This window comes from Variovorax sp. LjRoot175, from assembly GCF_964253805.1.
In the GTDB taxonomy this organism is placed as follows: Bacteria; Pseudomonadota; Gammaproteobacteria; order Burkholderiales; family Burkholderiaceae_C; genus Variovorax.
In genome coordinates, this window is sequence record NZ_CAXURY020000002.1 from 1,199,831 (window position 1) to 1,222,521 (window position 22,691).

General features: G+C 65.3%; 16 protein-coding genes and 3 pseudogenes. 7 read left to right on the forward strand and 12 right to left on the reverse strand.

Going from position 1 to position 22,691, the window contains the following annotated elements:
- Positions 1-15 precede the first annotated feature (15 nt).
- The 3 genes and pseudogenes from ACSQ89_RS36105 to ACSQ89_RS36115 form a co-directional block, all read left to right on the forward strand.
- Positions 16-678 (forward strand): aspartate/glutamate racemase family protein, encoded by a 663-nt coding sequence (locus tag ACSQ89_RS36105; RefSeq protein ID WP_436296957.1) that lies wholly within the window; start codon positions 16-18, stop codon positions 676-678.
- Positions 679-1,027: 349 nt separating this feature from the next.
- On the forward strand, positions 1,028-2,296 hold the full coding sequence (otnK, locus tag ACSQ89_RS36110; RefSeq protein WP_436296958.1) for a 3-oxo-tetronate kinase: 1,269 nt from the start codon (positions 1,028-1,030) through the stop codon (positions 2,294-2,296).
- Positions 2,293-2,583, forward strand: a pseudogene (locus tag ACSQ89_RS36115) (class II aldolase/adducin family protein); the annotation flags it as partial. The gene otnK and the pseudogene ACSQ89_RS36115, both read left to right, overlap by 4 nt.
- Positions 2,584-3,125: 542 nt before the next feature.
- Here the strand turns inward: ACSQ89_RS36115 and ACSQ89_RS36120 are convergent.
- From ACSQ89_RS36120 to ACSQ89_RS36160, 9 genes are all read right to left on the reverse strand, one after another.
- On the reverse strand, positions 3,126-4,478 hold the full coding sequence (locus ACSQ89_RS36120) for a hypothetical protein (protein ID WP_436296959.1): 1,353 nt from the start codon (positions 4,476-4,478) through the stop codon (positions 3,126-3,128).
- Positions 4,479-4,480: 2 nt separating this feature from the next.
- A complete protein-coding gene (locus ACSQ89_RS36125) occupies positions 4,481-6,562 on the reverse strand; it encodes a LamG-like jellyroll fold domain-containing protein (protein WP_436296960.1) in 2,082 nt (693 codons plus the stop codon).
- A 571-nt stretch (positions 6,563-7,133) separates the two neighbouring features.
- Entirely contained in the window at positions 7,134-8,687 is a 1,554-nt protein-coding gene (locus ACSQ89_RS36130; protein ID WP_436297279.1) for a carboxylesterase family protein, read from the reverse strand.
- A 269-nt stretch (positions 8,688-8,956) separates the two neighbouring features.
- Positions 8,957-9,880: a LysR substrate-binding domain-containing protein gene (locus ACSQ89_RS36135; RefSeq protein ID WP_436296961.1), complete on the reverse strand. Its 924-nt coding sequence runs from the start codon at positions 9,878-9,880 to the stop codon at positions 8,957-8,959.
- A 365-nt stretch (positions 9,881-10,245) separates the two neighbouring features.
- A complete protein-coding gene (locus ACSQ89_RS36140) occupies positions 10,246-10,491 on the reverse strand; it encodes a hypothetical protein (protein WP_436296962.1) in 246 nt (81 codons plus the stop codon).
- A 317-nt stretch (positions 10,492-10,808) separates the two neighbouring features.
- Complete coding sequence (locus ACSQ89_RS36145) at positions 10,809-12,140, reverse strand: MmgE/PrpD family protein (protein ID WP_436297280.1); 1,332 nt, start codon at positions 12,138-12,140, stop codon at positions 10,809-10,811.
- A gap of 13 nt (positions 12,141-12,153) precedes the next feature.
- Complete coding sequence (locus ACSQ89_RS36150) at positions 12,154-14,247, reverse strand: acetate--CoA ligase family protein (RefSeq protein WP_436296963.1); 2,094 nt, start codon at positions 14,245-14,247, stop codon at positions 12,154-12,156.
- Complete coding sequence (locus ACSQ89_RS36155; protein WP_436296964.1) at positions 14,244-15,047, reverse strand: enoyl-CoA hydratase/isomerase family protein; 804 nt, start codon at positions 15,045-15,047, stop codon at positions 14,244-14,246. The genes ACSQ89_RS36150 and ACSQ89_RS36155 overlap by 4 nt, the downstream gene beginning before the upstream one ends.
- Positions 15,048-15,060: 13 nt before the next feature.
- On the reverse strand, positions 15,061-16,059 hold the full coding sequence (locus tag ACSQ89_RS36160) for a tripartite tricarboxylate transporter substrate binding protein (RefSeq protein ID WP_436297281.1): 999 nt from the start codon (positions 16,057-16,059) through the stop codon (positions 15,061-15,063).
- A gap of 169 nt (positions 16,060-16,228) precedes the next feature.
- Between ACSQ89_RS36160 and ACSQ89_RS36165 the strand changes: the two genes are divergently transcribed.
- Positions 16,229-17,020: an IclR family transcriptional regulator gene (locus tag ACSQ89_RS36165; protein ID WP_436296965.1), complete on the forward strand. Its 792-nt coding sequence runs from the start codon at positions 16,229-16,231 to the stop codon at positions 17,018-17,020.
- Between the two features lie 165 nt (positions 17,021-17,185).
- Here the strand turns inward: ACSQ89_RS36165 and ACSQ89_RS36170 are convergent.
- Positions 17,186-17,548, reverse strand: a pseudogene (locus ACSQ89_RS36170) (transposase); the annotation flags it as partial.
- Between the two features lie 987 nt (positions 17,549-18,535).
- Here ACSQ89_RS36170 and istA point away from each other — a divergent pair.
- From istA to ACSQ89_RS36185, 3 genes are read left to right on the forward strand one after another with little or no spacing between them, the layout of a single operon-like run.
- Entirely contained in the window at positions 18,536-20,041 is a 1,506-nt protein-coding gene (gene istA / locus ACSQ89_RS36175; protein WP_436296159.1) for an IS21 family transposase, read from the forward strand.
- Positions 20,034-20,861 (forward strand): IS21-like element helper ATPase IstB, encoded by an 828-nt coding sequence (istB, locus tag ACSQ89_RS36180; RefSeq protein ID WP_436296158.1) that lies wholly within the window; start codon positions 20,034-20,036, stop codon positions 20,859-20,861. The genes istA and istB overlap by 8 nt, the downstream gene beginning before the upstream one ends.
- Positions 20,854-21,105 carry a hypothetical protein gene (locus tag ACSQ89_RS36185; RefSeq protein ID WP_436296157.1) on the forward strand — a complete coding sequence of 84 codons (252 nt, stop codon included), beginning with the start codon at positions 20,854-20,856 and terminating at the stop codon, positions 21,103-21,105. The genes istB and ACSQ89_RS36185 overlap by 8 nt, the downstream gene beginning before the upstream one ends.
- A gap of 131 nt (positions 21,106-21,236) precedes the next feature.
- Here the strand turns inward: ACSQ89_RS36185 and ACSQ89_RS36190 are convergent.
- Together ACSQ89_RS36190 and ACSQ89_RS36195 are read right to left on the reverse strand one after the other, a co-directional pair.
- Positions 21,237-21,697, reverse strand: a pseudogene (locus ACSQ89_RS36190) (IS5 family transposase); the annotation flags it as partial.
- A 52-nt stretch (positions 21,698-21,749) separates the two neighbouring features.
- A complete protein-coding gene (locus ACSQ89_RS36195; RefSeq protein ID WP_436296966.1) occupies positions 21,750-22,655 on the reverse strand; it encodes a Bug family tripartite tricarboxylate transporter substrate binding protein in 906 nt (301 codons plus the stop codon).
- Between the last annotated feature and the right edge of the window lie 36 nt (positions 22,656-22,691).

Here is a 22,691-nt window from a genome sequence, read left to right on the forward strand (position 1 = left end):
ACCCGAAGTGCTTCCATGATCCGGCGCATTGCCTTCATCCATACGGTCGCGATGCTGGTCGAGCGTTTCCGTCCGCGCTTCCAGTCGGAACTGCCAGACGCAGACTGCTTTCACATGCTGGACGAAAGTGTCCTGCAGGACCTGATCCGGCAAGGTCCTTCCAGCGGCATCACGCGCCGCATCGTCACACTCTCACAAGCGGCGGCCGATGCGGGCGCCGAGCTGATCGTTTTCACGTGCTCGTCGACCTCGCCTGCCATCGATATCGCGCGCCAGACGGTGAGTGTGCCGATCCTCAAGATCGACGATCCCCTCTACGCCCGCGTGGCAAGCGCGCCAGGCCGCGTCGGTCTGATCTGCACGACCTCGTCGACGGTCGCACCGAGCCGGGCACTGCTGACTGCGCACGCCCAGAGCGCGGGCCGGGATATCCCGGCGGAGAGCGTCCTGTGCGCGGCGGCATTCGACGCCTTGGCCACTAACCGGCGTGACCTGCACGATCGCCTCGTGTGCGAGGCTGCGGCAGAGTTGGCGCCACGCGTCGATCGCATCGTCCTGGCGCAGGCCTCGTTGGCGCACCTGGGCGAACCGCTCGCCGACCAACTGGGGCTGCCGGTCTTCGCGAGCCCGGAACTGTTGGTGCAGGAGGTGGTCGCCCGAGTACGGGATTCGGCCTGATGCTTGCCCGCCATGACCGAAGCCGCCGCCCCCTCACGCTCGAGGTCTTGAAGGCGGCGGCAGAGAGCGCGCGCGCCCAGGGAGTTTCAGTCCTTGCGCTCACGGACAGCGTCCTGTCGCCATCTGCCCGCCACACGCAGGTCATCCTTGAAGGTGCGCGACGCGGAGCTCGCCGGCTTCCGCACGGTGGCGGTGTCCTTGGCCTTATGCCATGGCCTGGCCGTAGGCCTGGTCATGGAAGAGGAATCCAGGACTCGGCGCGGCACGCGGCGAACGGCACGATAGTCATCGCCTGGCTGCGATCCTTCTCGGGCAGCAAACTGTCCTTCGCTCGCAACAAGGAATAGCCATGACCATCCTGCTCGGCTGCATCGCCGACGACTTCACCGGCGCGACCGATCTCGCCAACAACCTGGTGCGCGCCGGCATGCGCGTGGTGCAGACCATCGGCGTGCCGGGAGAGCCGCTGACCGCCGAAGTCGATGCGGTGGTGGTGGCGCTCAAGTCGCGCACCATCGCGCCGGCCGATGCGGTGGCGCAATCGCTCGACGCGCTGCGCTGGCTGCAGGCGCAGGGCGCGCAGCAGATCTATTTCAAGTACTGCTCCACCTTCGACAGCACGCCCGAAGGCAACATCGGGCCGGTGACCGAGGCGCTGATGGATGCGCTGGACTGCGATTTCACCATCGCCACGCCGGCCTTCCCCGACAACAAGCGCACCGTCTTCAAGGGCTACCTGTTCGCGGGCGAGGTGCTGCTCAACGAGAGCGGCATGCAGAACCATCCGCTCACGCCGATGACCGATGCCAACCTGGTGCGCGTGTTGCAGGCGCAGACGCGGCGCAAGGTGGGGCTGATCGATCATGTGGCCGTGGCGCAGGGACCGGCCGCGATCGGCGAGCGCATCGCACAGCTGCGCGCCGATGGCGTGGGCATCGCGATCGTCGATGCGGTCTCGAACGACGACCTGCTGCGCCTGGGCCCGGCGCTGGCAGAGATGCCGCTGGTCACGGCCGGCTCGGGCGTCGCGATCGGATTGCCGGGCAACTTCGGCATCGCGCCTTCGTCCGCCGCGAGCGCGCTGCCCGCGGCCTCAGGGCAGCAGGCCGTGGTGTCGGGCAGCTGCTCGCTCGCCACCAACCGGCAGGTGCAGCACTTCATCGCCTCGGGCCGGCCCGCGCTGGGGATCGATCCGTTGCGCATCGCGGCAGGTGTCGACGTCGTGGCCGAGGCTCTGGCCTGGGCTGCGCCGCTCGTCGAATCCGGCCCGGTGCTGGTCTATTCCACGGCCGAGTCCGGCGCCGTGAAATCGGTGCAGGGTCGGCTCGGCGTCGAGGAAGCCGGCGCGATGGTGGAGCGCGCCATCGCCGCGATCGCGCGCGGGCTGGTCGCGCAAGGCGTGCGCCAGCTGGTGGTGGCGGGCGGTGAAACATCGGGTGCCTGCGTGCAGGCGCTCGGCATCGCGCAACTGCAGATCGGCGCGCAGATCGACCCCGGCGTCCCGTGGTGTCATGCGGTGTCCGAAGCGGCCGGCGGCGCGGGCCTGCATATCGCGCTCAAGTCCGGCAACTTCGGCACCGACGACTTCTTTTCGAAAGCCTTTACAGTCATCGGATGATCGAGAGCCAATCGCGCGAAGAGATCTGCCGCATCGGCCGCAGCCTGTTCGAGCGCGGCCATGTGCATGCCACGGCAGGCAACATCAGCGTGCGGCTCGACGACGGCTTCCTGATCACGCCCACCGATGCCTGCCTCGGCTTTCTCGACCCGGCGAAGCTCGCACGGCTCGATGCCGGGCTGAACCAGACCAGCGGCGATCGCGCGAGCAAGACCATCGCGCTGCATGCGCGCATCCATGCCGCAGCCACGCGCTTCGATGCCGGAACGCGCTGCGTGATCCACACCCCGAGAGCATCCATATCGACGCGTCCGGCGGCATCGCGTGGAAATGCGTACGCGCGTTTGGCATGGAATAGTGACTGGAAGCGAAGCTCGTAGTCGAAACGCGGGGTTGCGGCATCAGATGAAGCGTTTCATGGCGATCTCCTTTTGCGTGCATTGATGTTCGCCCGCGCAGCCCGTTTGAACTAGCCCCTTCGTGCGCTCGCTATCCGCAAACTGCCAGTACTTGCGTTGGAGCCATAGAAGGGGGCTCATCGATGACCATGCCGTGCAGCAGCTCTCAGGCGCTTCACTTCATCAAGGAGGCGGTTGTCATGCCGCCATGAACCTGCCGCTGGATCAAGAGATGCGGGTGGAGTGACGTGGAGAAGGTCCAGAAACAGCGAAGCCCAATACCGTGGAAGCCCGTCCCCGTCCCACGGGCGAAACTACGCGCCTGGCGCTAGAGCTTTCACCAGCGCGGTGTTGCCGCTTCCGCCAACTGGGGCAATCCGATCATCTTCAGGTGATCAATGTGGGAGGGAACAGAGGTTGCTGGCGGTGCGCTACTTCAAGGTCGCGCCCCCTCGTGCGAGGTACTGACCCGACAGGCGGGAGAATTGCCCACCATCGGTGCTGATCGAGGTTTGATGGGCCCCCCCTGAGCTGAAGACGATCGCGAAAGTGTGGGTGTCACCGTACTCCTGGGTGTTGCGCAGCATGTAGTCGACATGGTTGTTGCGATAGTGCAGGTCGGTGCCACCGGGCGTGGCGGACGGCACGCCCATCGGCGTCTGCCACCACAGGATCGGCAGTCCATTGCCCAGGGCTGCGCGATAGTCCGAAATCTGCCTCTGGGACTCGTGGAAGTTCGGGCTGGTGATGTTGCTTTCGTCCCAATAGAAGGGACCGCTTCGCCCCGTGCATTCCGCGGGAGGCGATGGGACTTCCCTGCAGCCCGCGTCGCGGTCGCTCGTCTGGGCGACGATGAAGTCTGCCTGATGTGCCCCGACCGCCCGCATCTGCGCGCCGACCGCGGCAGCGGTGCCGCTCCAGAATGCGGGCGGGAACCCCACCAGCGCCTTGGGCGCGATCTGCCTGCCCATCTGCACCAGGCATTGGCCGAGGCCCCCGGCGGTGTTCGGCAAGCCGCCGCATTCGGGCTGGCTGTTCACGACGGCCGCCATTTGCGTCGCATCGCGATTCGGCGCTTGCGCCGCAACGAACCCCCAGAAGTCCGGCTCCAGATTGATCAGAACGGGCGTACCGAGGGCTGCAATGCGCTGGTACATCAGCCGGACCTGCGCCCAGTAGTTGTTCATGAAAGTCGCGTTGGCGATGCCGCTCAAATTGCCCTCGCCGTTCGCAGTCATCTGGTACAGCGTGAACATCGGAATCGCGCCGTAAGCCTGGATGGCCTGCGCGGTGTACGTGACGTACGCCCCGTCGGGACTGTTCCAGCTGGGCCAGGCGCCTGCGCCAACGCCCACGAGGTAGGTGTCCACGATGTCCGGACGAATGCCCTGGCTTTGCATCTGCGCGAGGGTATTGCCCGCGCCGAGTCCGACCAGCACCCGAGCGGGCTTGCCGAGCTTGGCCACCAACGCGGCGGTCGCCGCGACGGGCGAAGCGCCTTCACCTGTGCCACCGGTGCCACTTGTGCCACCGCCGCTTTGGCTATCGCCACCCTGGCTGACGCCATTACCGCCCTGGCTGCCACTGCTGCCGGCCAAGCCACCGCCTTGAGTACCGCCGCCTCCGCCACTGCCGCCACCGCAGGCAAACAGGAGCACCGAAAGCATCAGTGCAGAAACGCATCGTTGGGAAAACATCATCATGAAAAAGGCGCTTTTGAGATTGAAAGAAGACCAGCCGCCGCACACGTCCCGAACTTCGATTCTGGGGATCCGTCGCTTCAAACCTAAACCAACGCTGCGATCTCAGCCGCGCTCAAGGCCCCGTGGTAGACCCGGAAATCGTCCACGCGCCCCGGCAGCGTCGGATCTGCGGTGAACTGGGAGCGCCCGAGCCAGTTCTGCGTGGTCTCCCCGAGGTCGAAGGGCGCCAGCGTCATCTGCGTGTTGGTGCCCACTGCGATGCCGTCGACGTACAGCGTGCCGAGCGTGCCGGACAGGGTCACCGCCACATGCACCCAGCGGCCGGTCGGCAGCGCCGCAACGCCCTCGATCAGCTGCTCGTTGTAGCCGTGAACCGTGGAGATCGCAAAGCGCACCGTGCCGACATTGCTGCGCGGCGTCAGCATCATGTAGCGGCGCGGGCCGGAGCCGAAGTCGAAGACGCGCGACCATGTGGCGGCGCTGTCCAGGTACACCTTCGCCGCAATCGTGAAGTCGGCGAGGTCCTTCACCAGGCCCGCGGCGAGCGTGGCGTGGCCGTTGGCACCGTCGTCAGTCTTCTTCTGCAGCAGCAGCTCGGACTTGATCGCCGCCCGCACCTCGTTCGATGCCGCGCTCTCCCCTGCCGCATTCACGGCAACGATTGCGTAGTGGTACACGGCGCCGGGGATGACGGTGTTGTCCGTGAATGTCAGCGTGTCGGTGATGCCCGAGGTGATCGTGGTGTAGGGGCCGCCCGCGCTGCCCGCGCGCTTGACCGTGTAGCTCTGCGCGTCGGTGCAGCCCCACCACGACAGCAGCACCTGCGGCCCGCGCACCCGCGCCGTGAGGCCGCTCGGGCGACCGCGCGTCGCGATCGGGTCACGCGTGAAAGTCAGGGTTCCGAAACCGAGTTGATCGCCGTTGCTGCCGTCCCGCTCGGGGCGCAGCTGGGCCGCCTGCAGCGCCGCATAGGGCGTCGCGATGCCGAGGCGGTTGGCGTAGTGATTGTGCACGCTCTCCCAGACCACGCGCTGGTGCCCTTGCGCGCCCGTCGACAGCACGGACTGCGTGCCTTGCCTGTTGATGTTGGTGAGGAAGGGCACCGTGTAGAAGGCGCTGGCCGCATCGCGCAGATTGGACTTCGCCACGTACTCGGCGCCGGCGAGGAAGCGGTTGTTCTCATAGCCGTAGATGTCGTCGCCCTGGTTCCACGCCATCTCGCAGAACGCACCTGCGAGGCCGATGCCCAGCGTGCAGTGGCCCTGGTCGCGGCCGCTCTCCTGCCATTGGCCCAGATAGCCCGGATGCACGTGGTAGACCGCCTGCAGGCCCGCCCCGTTGCCTTGACCGGTCTTGTAGTAGCCGAGGGCCTCGTCGTAGATGTCCTGCCGGTCGCACAGCACGCCGATGGCCAGCATCGATGCCAGCGCGCACTGGTCCCAGTTGGCCCAGTAGTTGGTGATGACGGCACCGTTGTGGTTGACCAGGAAGTTGTGGTTGAGCGGATAGAACACCGTGAGCATCATGTTCTGGAAGCGCGCCAGGTCGCTCGCCGCCCAGCCCGCGTAGGAGCGCATGATCTCGGCCGCATTCGCGAACTGGTAGCCATAGATGCCGGCGGCCAGGAAGCGGTCGGCGTTGCCGTGGATCGCGGTCAGCGTGGACGACCATGCGTTCAGGAACACCACCGCGCGATCGGCGTAGCGCACGTCCCCGGAGACCTTCCAGCGCAATGCGAGCTGATAGGCGCGCGCGATGTCGATGAACATCTGGGCGAAGTTCGAATCTTCGCCGCCGCGGATCACGATGGCCAGCGGACGCGGGCTGGCGCCGAGCTGGGAGCGGCCGTTGGAGGTCAACGCGTTCCAGCCGCTCAGCCAGGGCTCTGCCCCGGCCGCGACCTTCAGGCGCATGCGCTCGAAATCGGCTTCGGTGTGCAGCAGGCCGGGATGCGTGAACTTTCGCGCTTGCGAGGCCGGGGTCGAGTTCGCGGCAGGCTCGGTCGCAGCGACTTCGGTGGACGAGGCCGTCGAAGTCGCCGCATTCTGTTGCGCGGTCCCGAGCGCGCCGGCGCCGCCGAAGCCGCTGCTTCCACCGTCTCCGCAGGCCGCGGTTCCCAAGGCTGCGAAGCTCACTGCGCCCATGCAGAAGAGGCGGCGATCCATCGAGATGGTGTTGTTGTCGTTCCCTGATGGATTCACTGTCGACCTGGCGTTGTTCTGTTGAAGGAGCGGTTCAGCAACATGCATGCCAGTCGTTCGCGGCGCAGCACCCGAACGGGTCCGCGCAGAGGATCCGTGTCCGGCACCTGACATCCAGCGTCATGCGAGACGCTCGATCAAGCGAAAAATGTCACACTCCGATGTGCTTTCGCGGCGCGCCAGGATCCATGAAGCTGAGGAGATACGAACTTCACCTTACAAGACGCCGCGTTCGCTTGAAACGCTCAGCCAAGCTGGAGAGCCACACCGCAGCGCAGCACACGAGCTCAAGGCAGGCTTTAGACGCTTGGTCCGCCGCGCTGGACCTGCTCGTGCAGCCTAACCTGTACCCTGCAATCGCCGCCGGATGTTCGGCCTCGCAAATGTCGGACAGCCGACACCAATGTCTCCGCGGCGCTCGGTCACCCAGCGCCGCAGGAGGTTGGCCCCACCCCCTCAAGGCAAGTTCTCCCGAAAAATCACCTGACTCCGCGTCCATTCCCCCGCCTCGGACGGTGCGCGTGGCGCGAAACTCTCAATAGCCCAGCACAGCATCCCAGACCGTCAATTGATTCAGCTTCGGCACCGCACCCAGCACGGTGTCGCCTGTTGCGCCTTCGCCCCAGCGCACGGCAGTGGCGGTCCCGGGCCGGTACAGCGGCCAGGCTTCACCGGTGCCGAGCCTGGGCTGCGCCTCGCTGGCGAACGACACCATGGCCGCCATGAATTGGTTGGACAGCTGCGCCTCTTGCGGTGCGACACCCAGCTTGTCGCGGTAGTAGTTCAGTCCGTAGGTTCCGAACAGCATGGGAACCTCAGCGCAGTGCGGCACGCCACGCCCGGGCGCCTTGACCGCATGCATGTAGGTACCAAGGCGAACCGGCACACCGGCCGTGGAAAGACGGGCTGCATAGCGCGTCCCGAAATTGCGCAGCAACTGGTCGCCGAAGATGTCCGTCCACAGCAGCGACGGCGTCGTCGGCCGCCCTTCCGCAACCGCGGCTTGAACATACACGTCGATGACCGTATTGGCAGCGTCGGTTCGGCCGCCGAGCTGGGCCGCCAGTGCGGCGCCCAGGGCTGGCAGCGTGGCGGGAGGTGTCGGCGTGAGCATGGTGTTGGTCGCCGGATCGTAGAGGTCCCACCAGAAAGCGCCTTCGTCGAGCGTGTAGTCGATAACGACAGGCAGGTCCGACGGCCAGTCGCGCCGGGTCCAGTCGCCCAGGTAGGTCTTGCCGTCGGCGACGGGCGCGAGCTTGTAGGGCGACGCGCCCGAGGTGAATCCTGCCGGCAGCGGCGCCGCATTCTGAGCCAGCTCCGCATCGTGCAATGCCTTTGCCGGCACGTCCCGTAGCCCGCGTGGCGTGGTACCGAACTTGGTCGCGAGCAACTCGGTGTAGGCCGCCGCATCCGACACGGTCAATGAGGCAGGCGGTGTCACGTTCGGCGGGCTGAGCAGCACGGCCTTGTGGAAGGTGCTGCGGTACGCAGGGTTCTGGGCCAGCATTGCCGTGTGCATGGCGCCGCCCGATTGGCCCACGACGCAGACGCGCCCGGGATCGCCGCCGAACGCGGCAATGTTGTCGCGCACCCATCGCAGCGCCGCGTCCATGTCCTGCAACTGCCAATTCGCCGTTGAGCCATTGCTCGCATCGACGAAGTCCGGATGGGACAGCAAGCCGAGAGCGCCCAACCGATAGTTGGCCGTCACCACGACGACGCCGCGCTGCGCAAGCAACTTGCCGTTCATGAGCGGCATGCCGGTTGCGCCGGTGCGGAAGCCACCACCGTGGAACCAGACGATCACCGGCAGGCGCTGAGCTCCTGATGGGCTCCAGACGTTGAGCGTCAAGCAGTCTTCGCTTTGAAGGTCTGGCGATGGATAGATCCAGGACACCATGCCTCCGACGGTCTGCAGGCTGGCTGCCCCGAAAGCAGCGGCGTCGACGATTCCGGTTGCAGGCTGGACTGGTCGCGGCGCCTGGAAGCGCAGTGGCCCTACAGGTGGCTGGGCATAGGAAATCCCCAACCACGAGGTGACGCCATCTTGCCGTTGTCCGCGAAAACTGCCGGACGCGGTTGCGGCCACGAGATTGTCATCGCCGCCGACACCGATGCCGCCGCCGACGCTGTCACCGCCACCGCCGCAGCCCACCAGGGGCGCGGCTGCCAGTGCGGCACTTGAGAGCAGGAAGCGCCGGCGTGTGGCCGCTGCGCGAAGAGCGTCTATTTGCATATGTCTCCTGTCGATGCACCGCCCGGGGGCGAACGGCTAGGGAGAATGCTAGGTATCGCGCGTACTTCGCATAAGGCCGCCACCGCAATGCAGCGTTCCAGAGGTGCAATGATGCAGGGTGGTCAGCGCATACCGCGTTCGAGCGAGGCCATGCCTTCTGCCAGCGCATCGATGAACCGGCGACCCGCCAGCGTGAGGCCGCGCCGCGAGGGATACAGCACGTAGATGCCCACCTGAGGCGCAGCCCAGTCAGGCGCGATCACGCGCAGGCGGCCTTCTTCGATGTCCTGGCGGCACAGCGCATGCGGTAGCTGTGCGACACCCACCCCTGCCAATGCCGCTTCGCGAATGAGCAGCAGGTTGTCGGTGCTGAATCGCACGTCCACGGCGATCTCATGCTGGCCATGACGGGTATGCTGCAGAGACCAGTGCGCAGGATCGGGGAAGAACGTCCATCCCACCGCCGGAAAGCAAGGAAAGTCCGTCGGTCCCGGATTCTCCGGGATTTCGTGCGCCAGACCCGGTGCGCTCACGATCACGTAGTGCGCATGCACGAGGCAACGTGCGACCAGGCTCGAATCGCGAAGTGGCTGAAGACTCGGCTGTATGGCGAGGTCTGCCGGCGCCATGAAGGGACGGCTCCTGCCATCGGTCGACTCGATCACGATTTTCACGCGGGGATACCGTGCCATGAACGCGATTGCGATGCGGCCGACCAAGGCCGAAGCCAGCGCCATCGGGCACAACACACGCAACATGCCCGAGGGTTCGCCGCGCGAATCGCTTGCTGCGGCCGCAGCGCCTTGCAACTGCGTACGAACGCTCACCGCGTCTTCGTAGGTTCGCCAGCCGACATCGGTCACCGTGAAACGCCGCGAGGTGCGCACGAGAAGATGGACGCCCAGGTTGTTTTCGAGCGCCGCGACCGAGCGGCTTAGCCGCGAGGGTGGAACCCCGAACCTGGCGCCTGCAGCATTGAATCCCCCGGCGTCCACGACAGCAGCGAATGCCATCAGGTCTTGGAACAGCTTCGACAGTTCATCCATGAGGACGGTAGCTTAAGGTGGTCACGAACGTCAGGTCCAGGGCGAACTGAGCACCACCTGCGAATGACTGGTATTGCCTTATTGTCCTTCGCAAGCATCGGCGATGCTCGACTGTCGTCCGGCGAGGATTGGCCGCGTTTCGCTGAAGGGACAGACTCGGCGATATCGATCGGACCATGGAGGGCAGTACTCTGACAGTGGGCTCGGCTCCCAAGCCTGCCCAATTGGACGTATGGGACGCACTGCTGGGCTACTAGGATCGCTTGAGACACGTCCTTCAAATGGGATACTCGATGTGGGCTTCGTCGCTCGTTCGCGGCGCAACTTCTTTCGACCGCGGGGAGTCGAGCTGCGCTGCGGAGCAGTTACTGAGCGGCTCGTGTGGGGTCGCGCGGACAGATGACCGGGAATGCGTAGTCGCGCCCCATCAGAGCCCGGGCAAGCAGGTAGGTGTTTCGCGCGCGGTCGCCGAGTGCATCGAGATCCACGCGCCCAGCGGCGTCGCAGGGAAAGGCCAGGCACTGCACGCTTTCGGTGATTGGAAGGAAGCGCAACTCACGACTGAAGCTCATGCAAGGCGCTGCGTTCACAGTGTGATGCTGGGATGCCATGATGTCTCTCCGTAGAGTTTTCTCGTTGACAAGAATAGACGCAGGTCCGCAGTGACTGGTGCTGTTGTGGGCGCTGCGGCGGCAGATCGTTGGGGATCGGAGGGCCTTTTCAACAGGAGATAGTCACAAATGTGCGAGGCGAATGCCGGAGCTTCAGAGGTCCATTTCAAGCTGGCCACGATGCTGCGTTTGGCGCCAGGATCCATGCCCACTCCCTGCCAAGGGAAGAACGCGCGAATTGATCCAGAAAGTGACATGGAGCGTCGCTTCAAATTCGACCTGGGATAGTTAGCGTTAGCTTTTCGAGTTAAAGGCCGTCAAGCGTGAGGCAGTGTCGCGCTCGCGTCCAATGCCCATATCTGCGCCAGCAGCGCCTGAGAACGGTCGCTTCCAATCACGGGCGACGCCAACTCCATATACTTTCCTTCGAGCTCGTCATCTGTCAGAGCCTGCTCGGGATCACCCTTGCGGTTGGGCTGCAGGTGGTCAAGACGACGCCCGTCGCGGGTCTCGATGACGACGCGTGCGGCGCGCTGCCCTGGAAAGGCCGCATCCAGTGCCGGATCGACCGCGACTTCGATGCGCTCCATCAGCGCGCGCGTGACCTGATCCTCCAGCCGAGCTGGCTCGTAGGCCGCCAGGCGCACGCTGCCGTGCGCCAATGCCGTTGCCACCACGTAAGTCAGGCTGAACCGCGCTTCGTTGGCCGTGGTCGGATGTGTGTAGCAGGCGATGTCGAGCGCAGGCCGGTATGTCGCCACGTGCACGCGCGCGATGTTGCCGGCTTCGAGACCGTAACGCTGCTTCAGCTCGAGCGCAGCGTCGATGGCGGCGAAGGTGTGACCGCAGCCGATGTGATTCTTGAAGGTCAGCCTGGTGATGTGGAAGTCCTGCCCCAATGTCGCACCTGCCTGTGACCAGTCCGGGCCGTTGCTCATGGCTTGGCCCAAACCGATCTCGCCGTCCAGCACGTCAAGCGAGCCGGTGACGCCGCGCCCCGCGAGCTGGGCCGCGAGAACGCCTGCTTCTGCGGCGCGGCCTGCATGCAGCGGCTTGGACATCGAGTCCATGCGGAATGCCTGCTGCAGGCCGGCCGTGAAAGTGGCAGCCGTCGCCAGGGCATGCGCGAAGGCCGGTTCGTCCAGCGACATCAAGCAGGCAGCTGCGGCCGCAGCGCCGAAACTGCCGACCGTTCCCGTGCTGTGCCAGTACTTGTAGTGCGGCCGGCCCATGACGACACCGATGCGCGTCGACACTTCGTATCCCAGAACGACACCCCGCAGGAACTCGAGCCCGTTGGCGCCAACGTTCTGACCGGCGGCCAAGGCCGCCGCCACGGTCGCGGCGCCCGGGTGGTACATGGCATCGCGGAAACTGTCATCCACTTCTGCGGCGTGAGCGGCTGTTCCGTTGATGAGCGCTGCCGCGCGCGCTGTCGCCGCGCGACCCCGGGCCAGCGAAGCTCGACCTCGGTCGAGGTCATCGGCCAAGGCTTCTTCGAGTTGCCGCACGGGCGCGGCACTCAGACCGGGAAACAGCGAGGCATACCAATCGATCACGGCGCGTTTGGCGTGATGAATGACCTCGGGTGGCAGCGGCTGTCGATGAAACTCGGCAGAGTAACGGGCGAAGACTTCCGTAGCGTGCATTTCAACTTCCAGCTCAGGCCAGCACGACCACGCCGTCAGCGGCACGCACACCCTGCCCCTGCGGCAGCACGAACACCGGGTTGATCTCGGCCTCGAGCAAGCGCTCACCGAGCTGGGCCGCCATCTTGGAGAAGGCAACGATGGCATTGACCAGCGCCTCGACATCGGCCTTGGGGCGGCCACGGAAGCCGTCCAGCAACGGCCAGGTCTTCAGCTCGCGCGCCATGGAGAGCGCATCCTCGCGGCTCAGACCACCTTGGGAGGGCAACAGCCGCAACGTGGTGTCCTTGAACAGCTCGGCAGTGATGCCGCCCGTACCCAGCAGGATGGCAGTGCCCAGCATGTCGTGGTGCATGCCCAGGATCAGCTCGGTGCCGCCGCCCACCATTTCCTGCACCAGGAAGCGCTGCGGCCGCACGCCTGCCTTGCTCTCGACCTCGGCGGCCATCGCCTGCAGGCGCGCCCCCACCGTCTCAGCCGTCAGGTTCACGGCAACGCCGCCGACATCGCTCTTGTGTGTGATCTCGGCCGAAAGAATCTTGAGCACGACCCGATCGCCCAGCTCGCGCGCCGCAGCTTCGGACTGGGCCGGCGTGGTCACCACCACCTCTCGCGCGCAGGGCACGCCGAAGTGGGTGAACAGCTGCTTGGCCTCGGCTTCATCCAGGGAGCCTGCCGGCAGTTCGTCGATGACCACATCGGCCTCGGGCGCGCTGGATGGCTTCGGCTCCTGCCAGCTGCCGACGTTCAGCATCGCGCCCAGCGCGGTGGTGCAGCTTTCGGCTGCGGCAAAGGCGGGTACCCCGCGCTGCGTCAGCAACGCAGCGACTTCGGGCGCGTGCGGGCTCACATAGGCGATCACCGGCTTGTCCGAATTGGGCAGGCAATCCTGGATGGCGCCTGCCATCAGCTCCGGCATGGCCAGGCTGGACGAGCCGACGATGATCGTCAGCGCGTCGTAGCTGGGGCTCTTGAGCAGGATGTTGATGGCGCCGCGCAGCAGGTCCGGCTGCAGACCGGCCAAGGTCACGTCGATGGGGTTGCGGTCGAGCACCGCGTGATCGCCGCTCTGCAGCGCGCGCAACGCCTCGGCCGTTGCAGCATCCGGCACCGGCGTCTCAAATCCGTGCATGCCAAGATCGTCCGATACCAACGTTCCGGCGCCACCCGTCGAGGTCAGGATGGCCACGCGCTTGCCGCGTAGCTTGCGACCCGTGGCCAATGCGACCGGAATGTCGAGAAGATCACCAAAGGTCTCGGCACGGATCACGCCGACTTGCTTGAACAGTGCGTCGTACATGCTGTCGGCGCCCGCCAACGCACCGGTGTGCGACACGGCGGCTTTGGCGCCGGCTTCGGAGCGACCGATCTTGAAGGCGACGACAGGCTTGCCCGCGCGAGCTGCCTTCAGGGCAGCTGCGCGAAACTTCCCGGGATTGCGCACGCTCTCCACGTAGAGGGCGATGACCTTGGTGTCCGCGTCGTCGGCCAGGTGATCGACAAAATCCGCCAGGTCCAGATCCACCTCGTTGCTGGTCGAGATCAACTTCGACAGGCCGATTCCACGTGCCGCGGCACGCGACAGCAGCGCACCGAGGATGCCCCCGCTTTGCGAAACCACGCCGATCCCGCCGACCGGGAAATGATCCATCTCGAGCGCGCCACTGGCGGAGAGCACGATGTTGTCGGTCAGGTTAACCAGTCCGATCGTGTTGGGGCCGAGGATGCGCATGCTGCCGGCCGCCTCGATGAGCTGCTGCTGGCGGCGCGCACCTTCCTCGCCGGTCTCGGTATACCCGCTGGCGAGAACGATCGCGGCGGCAGTTCCTTTCGCCGCGAGTTCCCGGACAGCCTGGTGCGCCCGCTCGGCACCCAGCAGCACGATGGCGACATCGGGCGTGCCTGGAATCGAGGCGATATCGGGATAGCAGGTCAGGCCATCGATCGAGCTGACACGCGGATTGACCGGAAAGATCTCGCCGGTGAAGCCGTGCTTGCGCAGATAGGCCACTGGCCGGCCGGCGGTCTTGGCGGCATCCGCCGAAGCGCCGATCACTGCGACGCTGCGAGGCTTGAGAAGCCTGGTGACGGAGTTCAGTTCGGTCATTTCGTCGTCTCCCTTTTTGCGTTGCTCTTGGCCAGGAAGGCCATCACCGATTCGCGATGCTCGGTACTGGTGTAGCAAATGCCCTGCGCCTGGCTGCCCTGGGCGAACACCTGATGCGCGGACATCTCGAAGCTCTGGTTGAGGATCGTCTTGCCCAATGCCAATGCGGTGGCCGACCCCTTGCTCATCTCGGCTGCCCAGCGCTGCGCGTCGGGAACGAGGGTCTCGGCATCCGACCGGCGATCGGCGATGCCAAGGCGCAGGGCTTCTTCAAGCTCGACTTTCCGGCCGCTGAAGATCAGTTCCTTGGCCTTCGACAGGCCCACCCGGCGCGGCAGGAAGTACATGCCGCCGCCATCGGGAACGATGCCGCGATGGATGTACGACCAGGTGAAGCTCGCCGCATCCGAAGCGATGATGAAGTCGCATGCCAGCGCCGTGTCGGCCCCCAGGCCGGAAGCAGCCCCGTTAACGGCAGCGATCGTCGGCTTGGGCATGGTGTGCAGCAGCGATTGGGTATGGTGCACACGTTGCTGGCGGCTCCACCCGTTGAATCCCACCTCGCCTGCAGGCGCCTGCATCCGCCGCTCCATGCCGGCGACATCCCCGCCGGCGCAGAAGCCCTTGCCGCGTCCGGTGAGCACCAAGGCACGGATTGCCTTGTCGTACGCCACATGTTCCAGCGCCGCGATGAACTGCGTGCGCATGTCGTCGCTCATGGCGTTGCGTTTGTCGGGACGGTTCAGCCACAGCGTGGCGATGCCGTCTGCGACTTCGAGCTCGATCAGTCGTTCGGTCATTTCAACGTCTCCGTCATTCGTTGGTAATGTTGTTTTCCTTGACCACCTTGCGCCAACGCGCTTCCTCACCCTTGGCGTACTTGTCGAAGTCCGCCGGCGAGCCGCCATTGATCACGAGGCCCTCCCCTTCCACGCGCTTGCGAAAGGCCTCCGTCTGGACTGCCTTTTTGGCGGCTGCGTTCAGGCGGGCGATGACATCGGCCGGAGTGCCTGCAGGCACATACAGGCCGTACCAGCTGTCGGCCACGTAGCCGGGCACACCGCTTTCCGCGATCGTGGGAACCTTGGCCAGAGCGTGGGAGGACGATCGCGTGGCCGTGGTCACTGCCAGCGCACGCAGCTTGCCGCTTTCGACGAAAGTCCCCACTGCAGCCGCAGTCGCGAACATGACATCCACCTGGCCACCCAGCAGATCGGTGATCGCGGGACCAGCGCCCCGGTAGGGGATGTGGGTGATGTTCGTCTTCGTCAGGTTCTTGAAGAGTTCACCCGCGAGGTGCGCCGACGTGCCCGCGCCTTGTGACGCGAACGACAGCTTGCCCGGGTTCGCCTTGGCTGCGTCGATGAGGTCCTTGACCGATTTGAGAGGGCTCTCCGCCCGCACCACCAGCACGTTCGGAGAAACCCCGATCAGCATGACCGGCGCGAAGGCTTTCTCGTAGTTGTAGGGGAGCTTGCTCTGGATGCTGGGGTTCACCACGTGGGCCACGGTGGCCATCACCATCGTGTAGCCATCGGGTGCGGACTTTGCCACTGCGTCCGTCCCGATGATCGTGCCCGCACCGGGCTTGTTGTCGATGATGACCGGCTGACCCAGTTCCTGGCCCATGGCGATGCCCATGGTTCGGGCGACCAGATCAGTGCCGCCGCCGGGTGCGAACGGCACGACTATCTTGACGGGCTTATCGGGGAAGGCTGCAAGTGCCGGCGTCGTGATGGCGGCCGCCGCCGCTGCGATCGAAAAAAGGACCAAGCCGATCCTGAGGCGTGCCAAGGGCAAGCGCTTTTGCATGGTTGTCTCCAAGTGGAAGTGGGATAAGCGAAGAGCTGAGATCGATGGCGGTTCGGGTCTTCTCATCGAGTGCCACGAGCTTAGGTCCGCGAAACGCTTTGCGCACCCCCCGATTTCCATTCCTTGGAATTACACTTCTGGCTTCGCATCAGCTCGGAATCCCTTGTTTATGTCAACCAGACGTCAACATTTCGAAGAGCCCACGCTGAACCGATCGCTCGAGCGGGGGATCGAGATCCTTCGGGCCTTCAGGCCGGGTGCCGACTTGCTGGGAAACGGCGAGATCTCGGAACGCACCGGGATTTCGCGCGCTACCGTCAGTCGCCTGACCCAGACGCTGGTTGAGGTCGGGATGCTCGAGCACGATCGGAACCTACGGGCCTACCGACTTGCCGCGCCCGTACTGAGCTTTGCCCACGCCATGCGCGGCGGCTCCCCTGTGTTGAGCGTGGTCGCGCCCCTGATGCGGACATTGGCGGAGAAACTTCGTATCAATGTCGGCTTGGCGGTTCCGGATCGAGACGAAATGGTCTACCTTGAATCGGTCCGCTACAACCGCCGGGTGTCGCTGCGCAACGTCGTCGCCGGACAGCGAGTGCCGATGGAACTCACGTCGCTTGGCCGGGCCTACCTTGCGGTCGCCGATGAGCCCAGCCGGCGCACTCTCATGGCGCAGTTCCGCGAACGACGCGGGAGCGGCTGGAACCAGATTCGCGACGAAATCAAGAGCGCAATCCGGAGCGTGACGGAGCGCGGCTTTTGCACGGCTTCCTGGCAACCGGAGGTGATCGCCCTCGCGACGCCGCTCGTGGTGGAAGGCCGCCCTGTCTACGTGCTCAACGTGAGCGTCACGACGAAGGGCAGCATTGCGGAGACCGAATCGATGCTTGGAGGCCCGCTGCTCGAGCTCTCAAGGAACGTGAAAGCCACCCTCGCCGCGCTGGAGGTTCGGAGAGCCTAGCACCTGCGCACAAGGTACTCTCTTCGCGGTCTTGAGATCGTCAACCCGCGCAAGGTGGTTGTAGCGACGCAGGAGATGTTGGAGCCGTCACCCGGCCAGCAAGCGTGGTGGCCTCCTTGTTTCGAAGACCACGCCCTGGTCCAAGGGACACCGCGCTAGGGCCTGTTAACACAAACGAAGCCCGTCGGCGATCATCGCAAAGCTGATGAAGCCAACGAACATCACGTCGAGTTTCTCGAAGCGAGAGAAGATACGGCGATAGCCCTTCAAGCGCCGGAACAGGCGCTCCACCTCGTTGCGGCGCTTGTACATCTCGCGGTCGTACTCCCAGGGCTCAATCCGAGTCTTCAGCGGCGGCACGACGGGGATAAAGCCCAGATCGAGCGCGAGCTGCCGCGTCTCGTTGCCCTCGTAGGCGCGGTCCATGAGCAGGTGCACCGGTCGATCGGGTGCCCCAAGGCGACTGAGCAACGCACGCCCTGCGGGCGCGTCGTGCGCCTGGCCCGGTGACAGCGAGAACGTTACGGCCTGCGGTCCATGAGCAGGTGCACCGGTCGATCGGGTGCCCCAAGGCGACTGAGCAACGCACGCCTGTGAACGCTGGTCGAGATCCGCTTGTATTCGACGGTGAGGTGGCGTTTTTGAGTCTGGCCATGTTCCGAGCTTCGGCTCGTTGACGCCGAACGAGCGCGCATGAGGTATTCGCCTGCATGGCCGCCCGAGGGCGGCCATGCAGGCGAAGGCGATTCTCTTGAGCAGGTCTTGATCCCGGGCGCCGTTGCCAGCCCGTGGGGCGGCGGCTGCACGCGCCGCCCGTGACACACGCGGGTACTGCGAGGTACAACGTCGACGATGCCGAAGTAGGCGGGTGCGGCAGCGGTCACTAATGCCTGGCAGCCTGGAGACCGCGCCGCGCCCTACACCGTGCCGATGAAGGTGGTGCTGCAGCAGTGTTGCACCCTGGGACGAGTCCGTCCAGCACCTTTGGCTGATCGCCGAGGATGGACATGGACCGTGCGGCCCGCCTGTTCCTGTGCGCGCGTTGCCGCGACCAGGTGCTGTTGTGTTCACACTGCGACCGCGGTCAGCAGTATTGCAGTCGGGCGTGCTCGAGCCTGAGTCGGCGTGAGCGGCGACGCGAGACTGCCGAGCGCTACCAGAGCAGTCGCAGCGGTCGCCTCAAGCATGCCGCGCGCTCCGCGTGCTGGCGGGAACGGCAACGTTCGCTGCGTCAGGCCGGCGCGGGCGACGCCATCGATAAAGAAGTGACGCACCAGGGTTGCCCGCACGCGGGGGCCGATGCTTCACTGCTTGCATGCGACCCACCCAGCGAACCACCCAGCGCGTGCGAGTTCACCGTCCTCACCGAATCGCCATCGGCCCACGACGCTGCGCGGGTGAGCGCCGGCGCGGTCCCCTTCGCTGCACTCGGATGCCGGCGTTGCGGTCACGAGCTGCGGCCCCATGTGCGCCTGGGCTCCCTGCGCACGAACGGCCTTCGACAGCGCGGCGGTCATGACCATCCCTCTTGATCTGGCCGCACGCATCGAGCGTCTGTTCACGGTCGAGCGCTGGCGCGTGGGGACCATCGCGCGCCAATTGCACGTGCACCGCGACACGGTGCGCCGTGTGCTGCGTGAACACGACGTGGCACCGCCAGGCGTGCCGCTGCGCCCGAGCCTCATCGATCCTTACCGGGCCTTCATCCGAGAGACGCTGGAGAAGTACCCGACGCTGACGGCCAGCCGGTTGCATGACATGGTGTGCGAGCGCGGCTATGCGGGGCAGGCCAGCCACTTCCGACACCTGGTGAGCACGATGCGTCCCCGGCCGTCGGCCGAAGCCTACCTGCGCCTGCGCACGCTGCCGGGTGAACAAATGCAATGTGACTGGGCTCACTTCGATCACTTGCAGATCGGCCGTGCGCGGCGCCCGCTCATGGGCTTCGTGATGGTGCTGAGCTACTCGCGGCGCATCTTCCTGCGCTTCTGCCTCAATGCCCAGATGGACAGCTTCCTGCGTGGCCACGTCGAGGCGTTTGATGCGCTAGGCGGGAGCGTCAGAACGGTCCTCTATGACAATCTCAAGAGCGTCGTGCTCGAACGCGTGGGCGATGCGATTCGCTTCAATCCCGAATTCCTGGCCTTCGCCAAACACTACCGCTTCGAGCCGCGTCCGGTGGCGGTCGCACGAGGAAATCAGAAGGGACGGGTTGAAAGGCAAATCGATTTCATCCGCAAATCCTTCTTCGCCGGGCGCGAGTTCACCGATGTGGCCGACCTGAACGCCCAGGCGCGCCGGTGGTGCGAGGGCAAGGCGTTCGATCGGCCCTGGCCCCAGGATGACTCGTTAACCGTGCGCCAGGCCTTCGCTGTCGAGCAGCCACGCCTGCTCGGGCTGCCCGCCACCGGCTACGCCCTGGGCCAGCGCCTGGATGTCGAGGTGGCCAAGACGCCTTACGTGCGCTTCGATCTGAACGACTACACGGTGCCGCATACCCACGTGCGGCGCACCCTGTCGGTGCTGGCCGATGAACAGCGCGTGCGCATCTTCGACGGCGTCACCGAACTGGCCAACCATCCCCGCAGCTTCGAGCGTCATCAGACGATCGAGGACCCAACCCATTTGCAGGCCCTGGTGCAGCACAAACGCAATGCGCGCTCGCACCGCGGCTGCGACGTGCTGGCCCAGGTCGCCCCCGCCAGCACCGAGCTGCTGCAAATGGCCGCCGAGCGCGGTCACAACTTGGGGTCAATCACCGCCGCGCTACTGCGACTGCTGGACCAGTACGGCGCGCCGTCGCTGCAGGCGGCCATCCTGGAGGCCATCGAGCGCAAGGTGCCCCATCCCAACGCCGTGCGCCTGGCGCTGGAGCGCGCGCGCGAGCGCACCGGGCGGCCTCCAACGCTGGCTCTCGCGCTGCCCGAGCACGTGGCGCGACGCGACGCGCCGATGGCCACGCATTCGCTCGCTTCCTACGACCGCCGCTACGACCCACCCAAGGACGCCAACGATGAATGAGCCAATCCCTCCTGTCCACCCAGGGGCCTCTCACGCCGAGTTGCGGGCGCAGGCCGCCGAGCTGCGCCTGCACGGCCTGCTGGCCCACTGGGACGAGTTGATGGGTCAGCCCGAGAGCGAACACCGCGTGCGCCAGTGGCTGGGCTGGGAGAGCGCCGAGCGAGCTCACCGCAGCCTCGAGCGGCGTCTGCGCGAGGCGCACATCGGCCGCTTCAAGCCTCTGGCCGACTTCGACTGGAGTTGGCCCAAGGAGTGCGACCGCACCGCCATCGAAGAGTTGATGAGCCTGCAGTTCCTCGCCGACGCCAGCAGCGTCGTGCTGTTCGGCCCCAACGGGGTGGGCAAGACGATGGTGGCGGCCAACATCGCGCACCAGGCGGTGCTCCAGGGGCATACGGCGCTGTTCACCACCGCCGGTCAGATGCTCAGCGAGCTCGCCTCGCTGGACAGCGATTCGGCCCTGCGCCGGCGGCTGCAACACTACGCCGCACCGGACCTGCTCCTGGTCGATGAGGTCGGCTACCTCTCGTACTCCAATCGTCATGCCGACATGCTCTTCGAGCTGGTCAGCCGACGCTACCTGCACAAGAGCACGATCGTGACAACGAACAGACGATTCGCTGACTGGGGCGAGGTCTTCCCCAACGCCGCCTGCGTGGTCTCCCTGGTCGACCGGCTGATGCACCGCGCCGAGGTCGTTCGCATCGAGGGCGAGTCGTACCGCCAGAAAGAAGCCGAGGAACGCGCCACGCAACGCATGGCCGCCCGCACCGCCGCGACGCGCTCGAAGCCAGCGTCCACGCGCAAGCCGCGTGCGTGACGCCCGCCAGGCCATGGCCGCCTCGATGAGAACGCCGCGGCGCAAGCGCCCCTCCCGAGCGACTGCCGCCTTCGCGCTGCCGTCGCACTGGTCGCCCAGGCAGGCCCTGGCCGTCTTCGAGTGCCTCGAGCTGATGCGCGAGCAGCTCTGGCTCGCCTACGGCCCCGAGATCCAACGCGCCTGGCGCGATCAACTCGTGCCCGATCGCACCCCACCCGACTTCGATCCCGACTCGCCGTTCTGACTGCACAGCGGCATCGCCCAACGAGCAGATGGCCCCTTGCGGGGCCATCTGCTCTTCGTCACGTCAATCCCAACCGGGGCAAACCAAACCCGCGTCCTCACCAGCGTATAGCAGCGGATCTATACCGTCGCCAACACACGCCCTGCGGGCGCGTCGTGCGCCTGGCCCGGTGACAGCGAGAACGTTACGGCCGTTCGAGCATCCGCGGCAACCATATGAATCTTGGTGGTCCACCCACCTCTGGACTTGCCGATGGACTGGGGGCCGTTTTTTTTAACGCTCCAGTGCCATCGGGATGTACCTTCACGATCGTGCTGTCCAGCGAAACCGCCTCGATCCTTATGCGCACAACCTGGGCTCGCTGAAGCTCTGCGAAGACGCGGTCCAGCACGCCGCTCTTGGACCAGCGGTTCATGCGCGTATAGATGGTGTGCCAGTTGCCAAATCGCTTGGGCAGGCCGCGCCATTTGCAACCGTGCTCGGCGACATACAGGATGGCGTTCAACACACTCAGATTCGACAGGCTGACATTGCCCCGCTGAAGGGGTAGGCAGTGCTCGATCTGAGCGAACTGGGCTTGAGTGATCTCCATGCATGAAGTGTCTCGCATTACCCAGGGTCAACTCAATTAGTGTTAACACGCCCTAGTCGATCTTGATGTTGGCTTCCTTCACCGCCTGGCCGATCTTTGACAGGTCTTCGCGGATCAGCTTCCTGAACTGTTCGGGATTTGCCTTCGCTGGGACGAAGGACAGCTCTGCGAACTTGGCCTTGAGCGCAGGCGTGTCGACAGCCTTGGCAATCTCGGCATTGAGCCGGTTCGTCACCGCCACGGGCATCTCCGCTGGTCCCCAGATGCCATACCAGGAGAGAAGCTCGAAACCAGGAATGCCGCTTTCGGCCACGGTGGGCACGTCCAGCATGTTGGCTACGCGGGTCTTGCTCGTGACAGCAAGCGCGCGCAACCGCCCTGCCTGGACGAACGAGCGAACGCCGGGCATGGGTGAGACAGCAGCTGACACGTGGCCGCCGACGACATCCGTCAGCTGCGGTACCGCACCCTTGTACGCGATGATCTCCATATTGAGCTTCAGTGCCCGATTGATCATCTCCTCGCTCAGGTGGCTGGTCGTTCCCAGACCGGATGTCGCCCAGGTGTACTTGCCGGGATTCGCCTTGACCAGCGTGGCGAATTCGCTCAGGCTTTTCGCCGGGACATCATTGTTCACCGCGACGACCAGCGGCACGTAGCCAATCTGTCCGACAGGCGTGAAGTCCTGCTCTGCGTCGTAGGTCTTCTTCGCAACGACAAGCGGCATATAGACCTGGCTCGAGGCATTGAACAGCAGGGTGTAGCCGTCGGCCTTCGCCTTCTTGACGTTGAGCGATCCCAGCACGCCCGAGGCACCGGGCAGGTTCTCGATGACGATAGGTTGGCCCAACTGTCTCTGCAACTGGTCTGCGACCATGCGCCCGACCGTGTCGATCGATCCGCCCGGGGTGTACGGGATGACCATCTTGATCGGCTTGTTCGGATAGTCGCTCGCCATGCACGGCTGGGCGCTTGCGAAGGTGATGCCCAGCAG

What these genes read in the sequence shown, in the direction of transcription:
- istB (WP_436296158.1), top strand. Translation starts at nt 20,034, where the DNA reads ATGAATGAGCCAATCCCTCCTGTCCACCCAGGGGCCTCTCACGCCGAG.
- ACSQ89_RS36125 (WP_436296960.1), bottom strand. Translation starts at nt 6,562, where the DNA reads ATGGATCGCCGCCTCTTCTGCATGGGCGCAGTGAGCTTCGCAGCCTTG.
- ACSQ89_RS36155 (WP_436296964.1), bottom strand. Translation starts at nt 15,047, where the DNA reads ATGACCGAACGACTGATCGAGCTCGAAGTCGCAGACGGCATCGCCACG.
- ACSQ89_RS36160 (WP_436297281.1), bottom strand. Translation starts at nt 16,059, where the DNA reads ATGCAAAAGCGCTTGCCCTTGGCACGCCTCAGGATCGGCTTGGTCCTT.
- otnK (WP_436296958.1), top strand. Translation starts at nt 1,028, where the DNA reads ATGACCATCCTGCTCGGCTGCATCGCCGACGACTTCACCGGCGCGACC.
- ACSQ89_RS36150 (WP_436296963.1), bottom strand. Translation starts at nt 14,247, where the DNA reads ATGACCGAACTGAACTCCGTCACCAGGCTTCTCAAGCCTCGCAGCGTC.
- ACSQ89_RS36165 (WP_436296965.1), top strand. Translation starts at nt 16,229, where the DNA reads ATGTCAACCAGACGTCAACATTTCGAAGAGCCCACGCTGAACCGATCG.
- ACSQ89_RS36195 (WP_436296966.1), bottom strand. Translation starts at nt 22,655, where the DNA reads ATGGCGAGCGACTATCCGAACAAGCCGATCAAGATGGTCATCCCGTAC.
- ACSQ89_RS36135 (WP_436296961.1), bottom strand. Translation starts at nt 9,880, where the DNA reads ATGGATGAACTGTCGAAGCTGTTCCAAGACCTGATGGCATTCGCTGCT.
- ACSQ89_RS36145 (WP_436297280.1), bottom strand. Translation starts at nt 12,140, where the DNA reads ATGCACGCTACGGAAGTCTTCGCCCGTTACTCTGCCGAGTTTCATCGA.
- ACSQ89_RS36105 (WP_436296957.1), top strand. Translation starts at nt 16, where the DNA reads ATGATCCGGCGCATTGCCTTCATCCATACGGTCGCGATGCTGGTCGAG.
- istA (WP_436296159.1), top strand. Translation starts at nt 18,536, where the DNA reads ATGACCATCCCTCTTGATCTGGCCGCACGCATCGAGCGTCTGTTCACG.
- ACSQ89_RS36140 (WP_436296962.1), bottom strand. Translation starts at nt 10,491, where the DNA reads ATGGCATCCCAGCATCACACTGTGAACGCAGCGCCTTGCATGAGCTTC.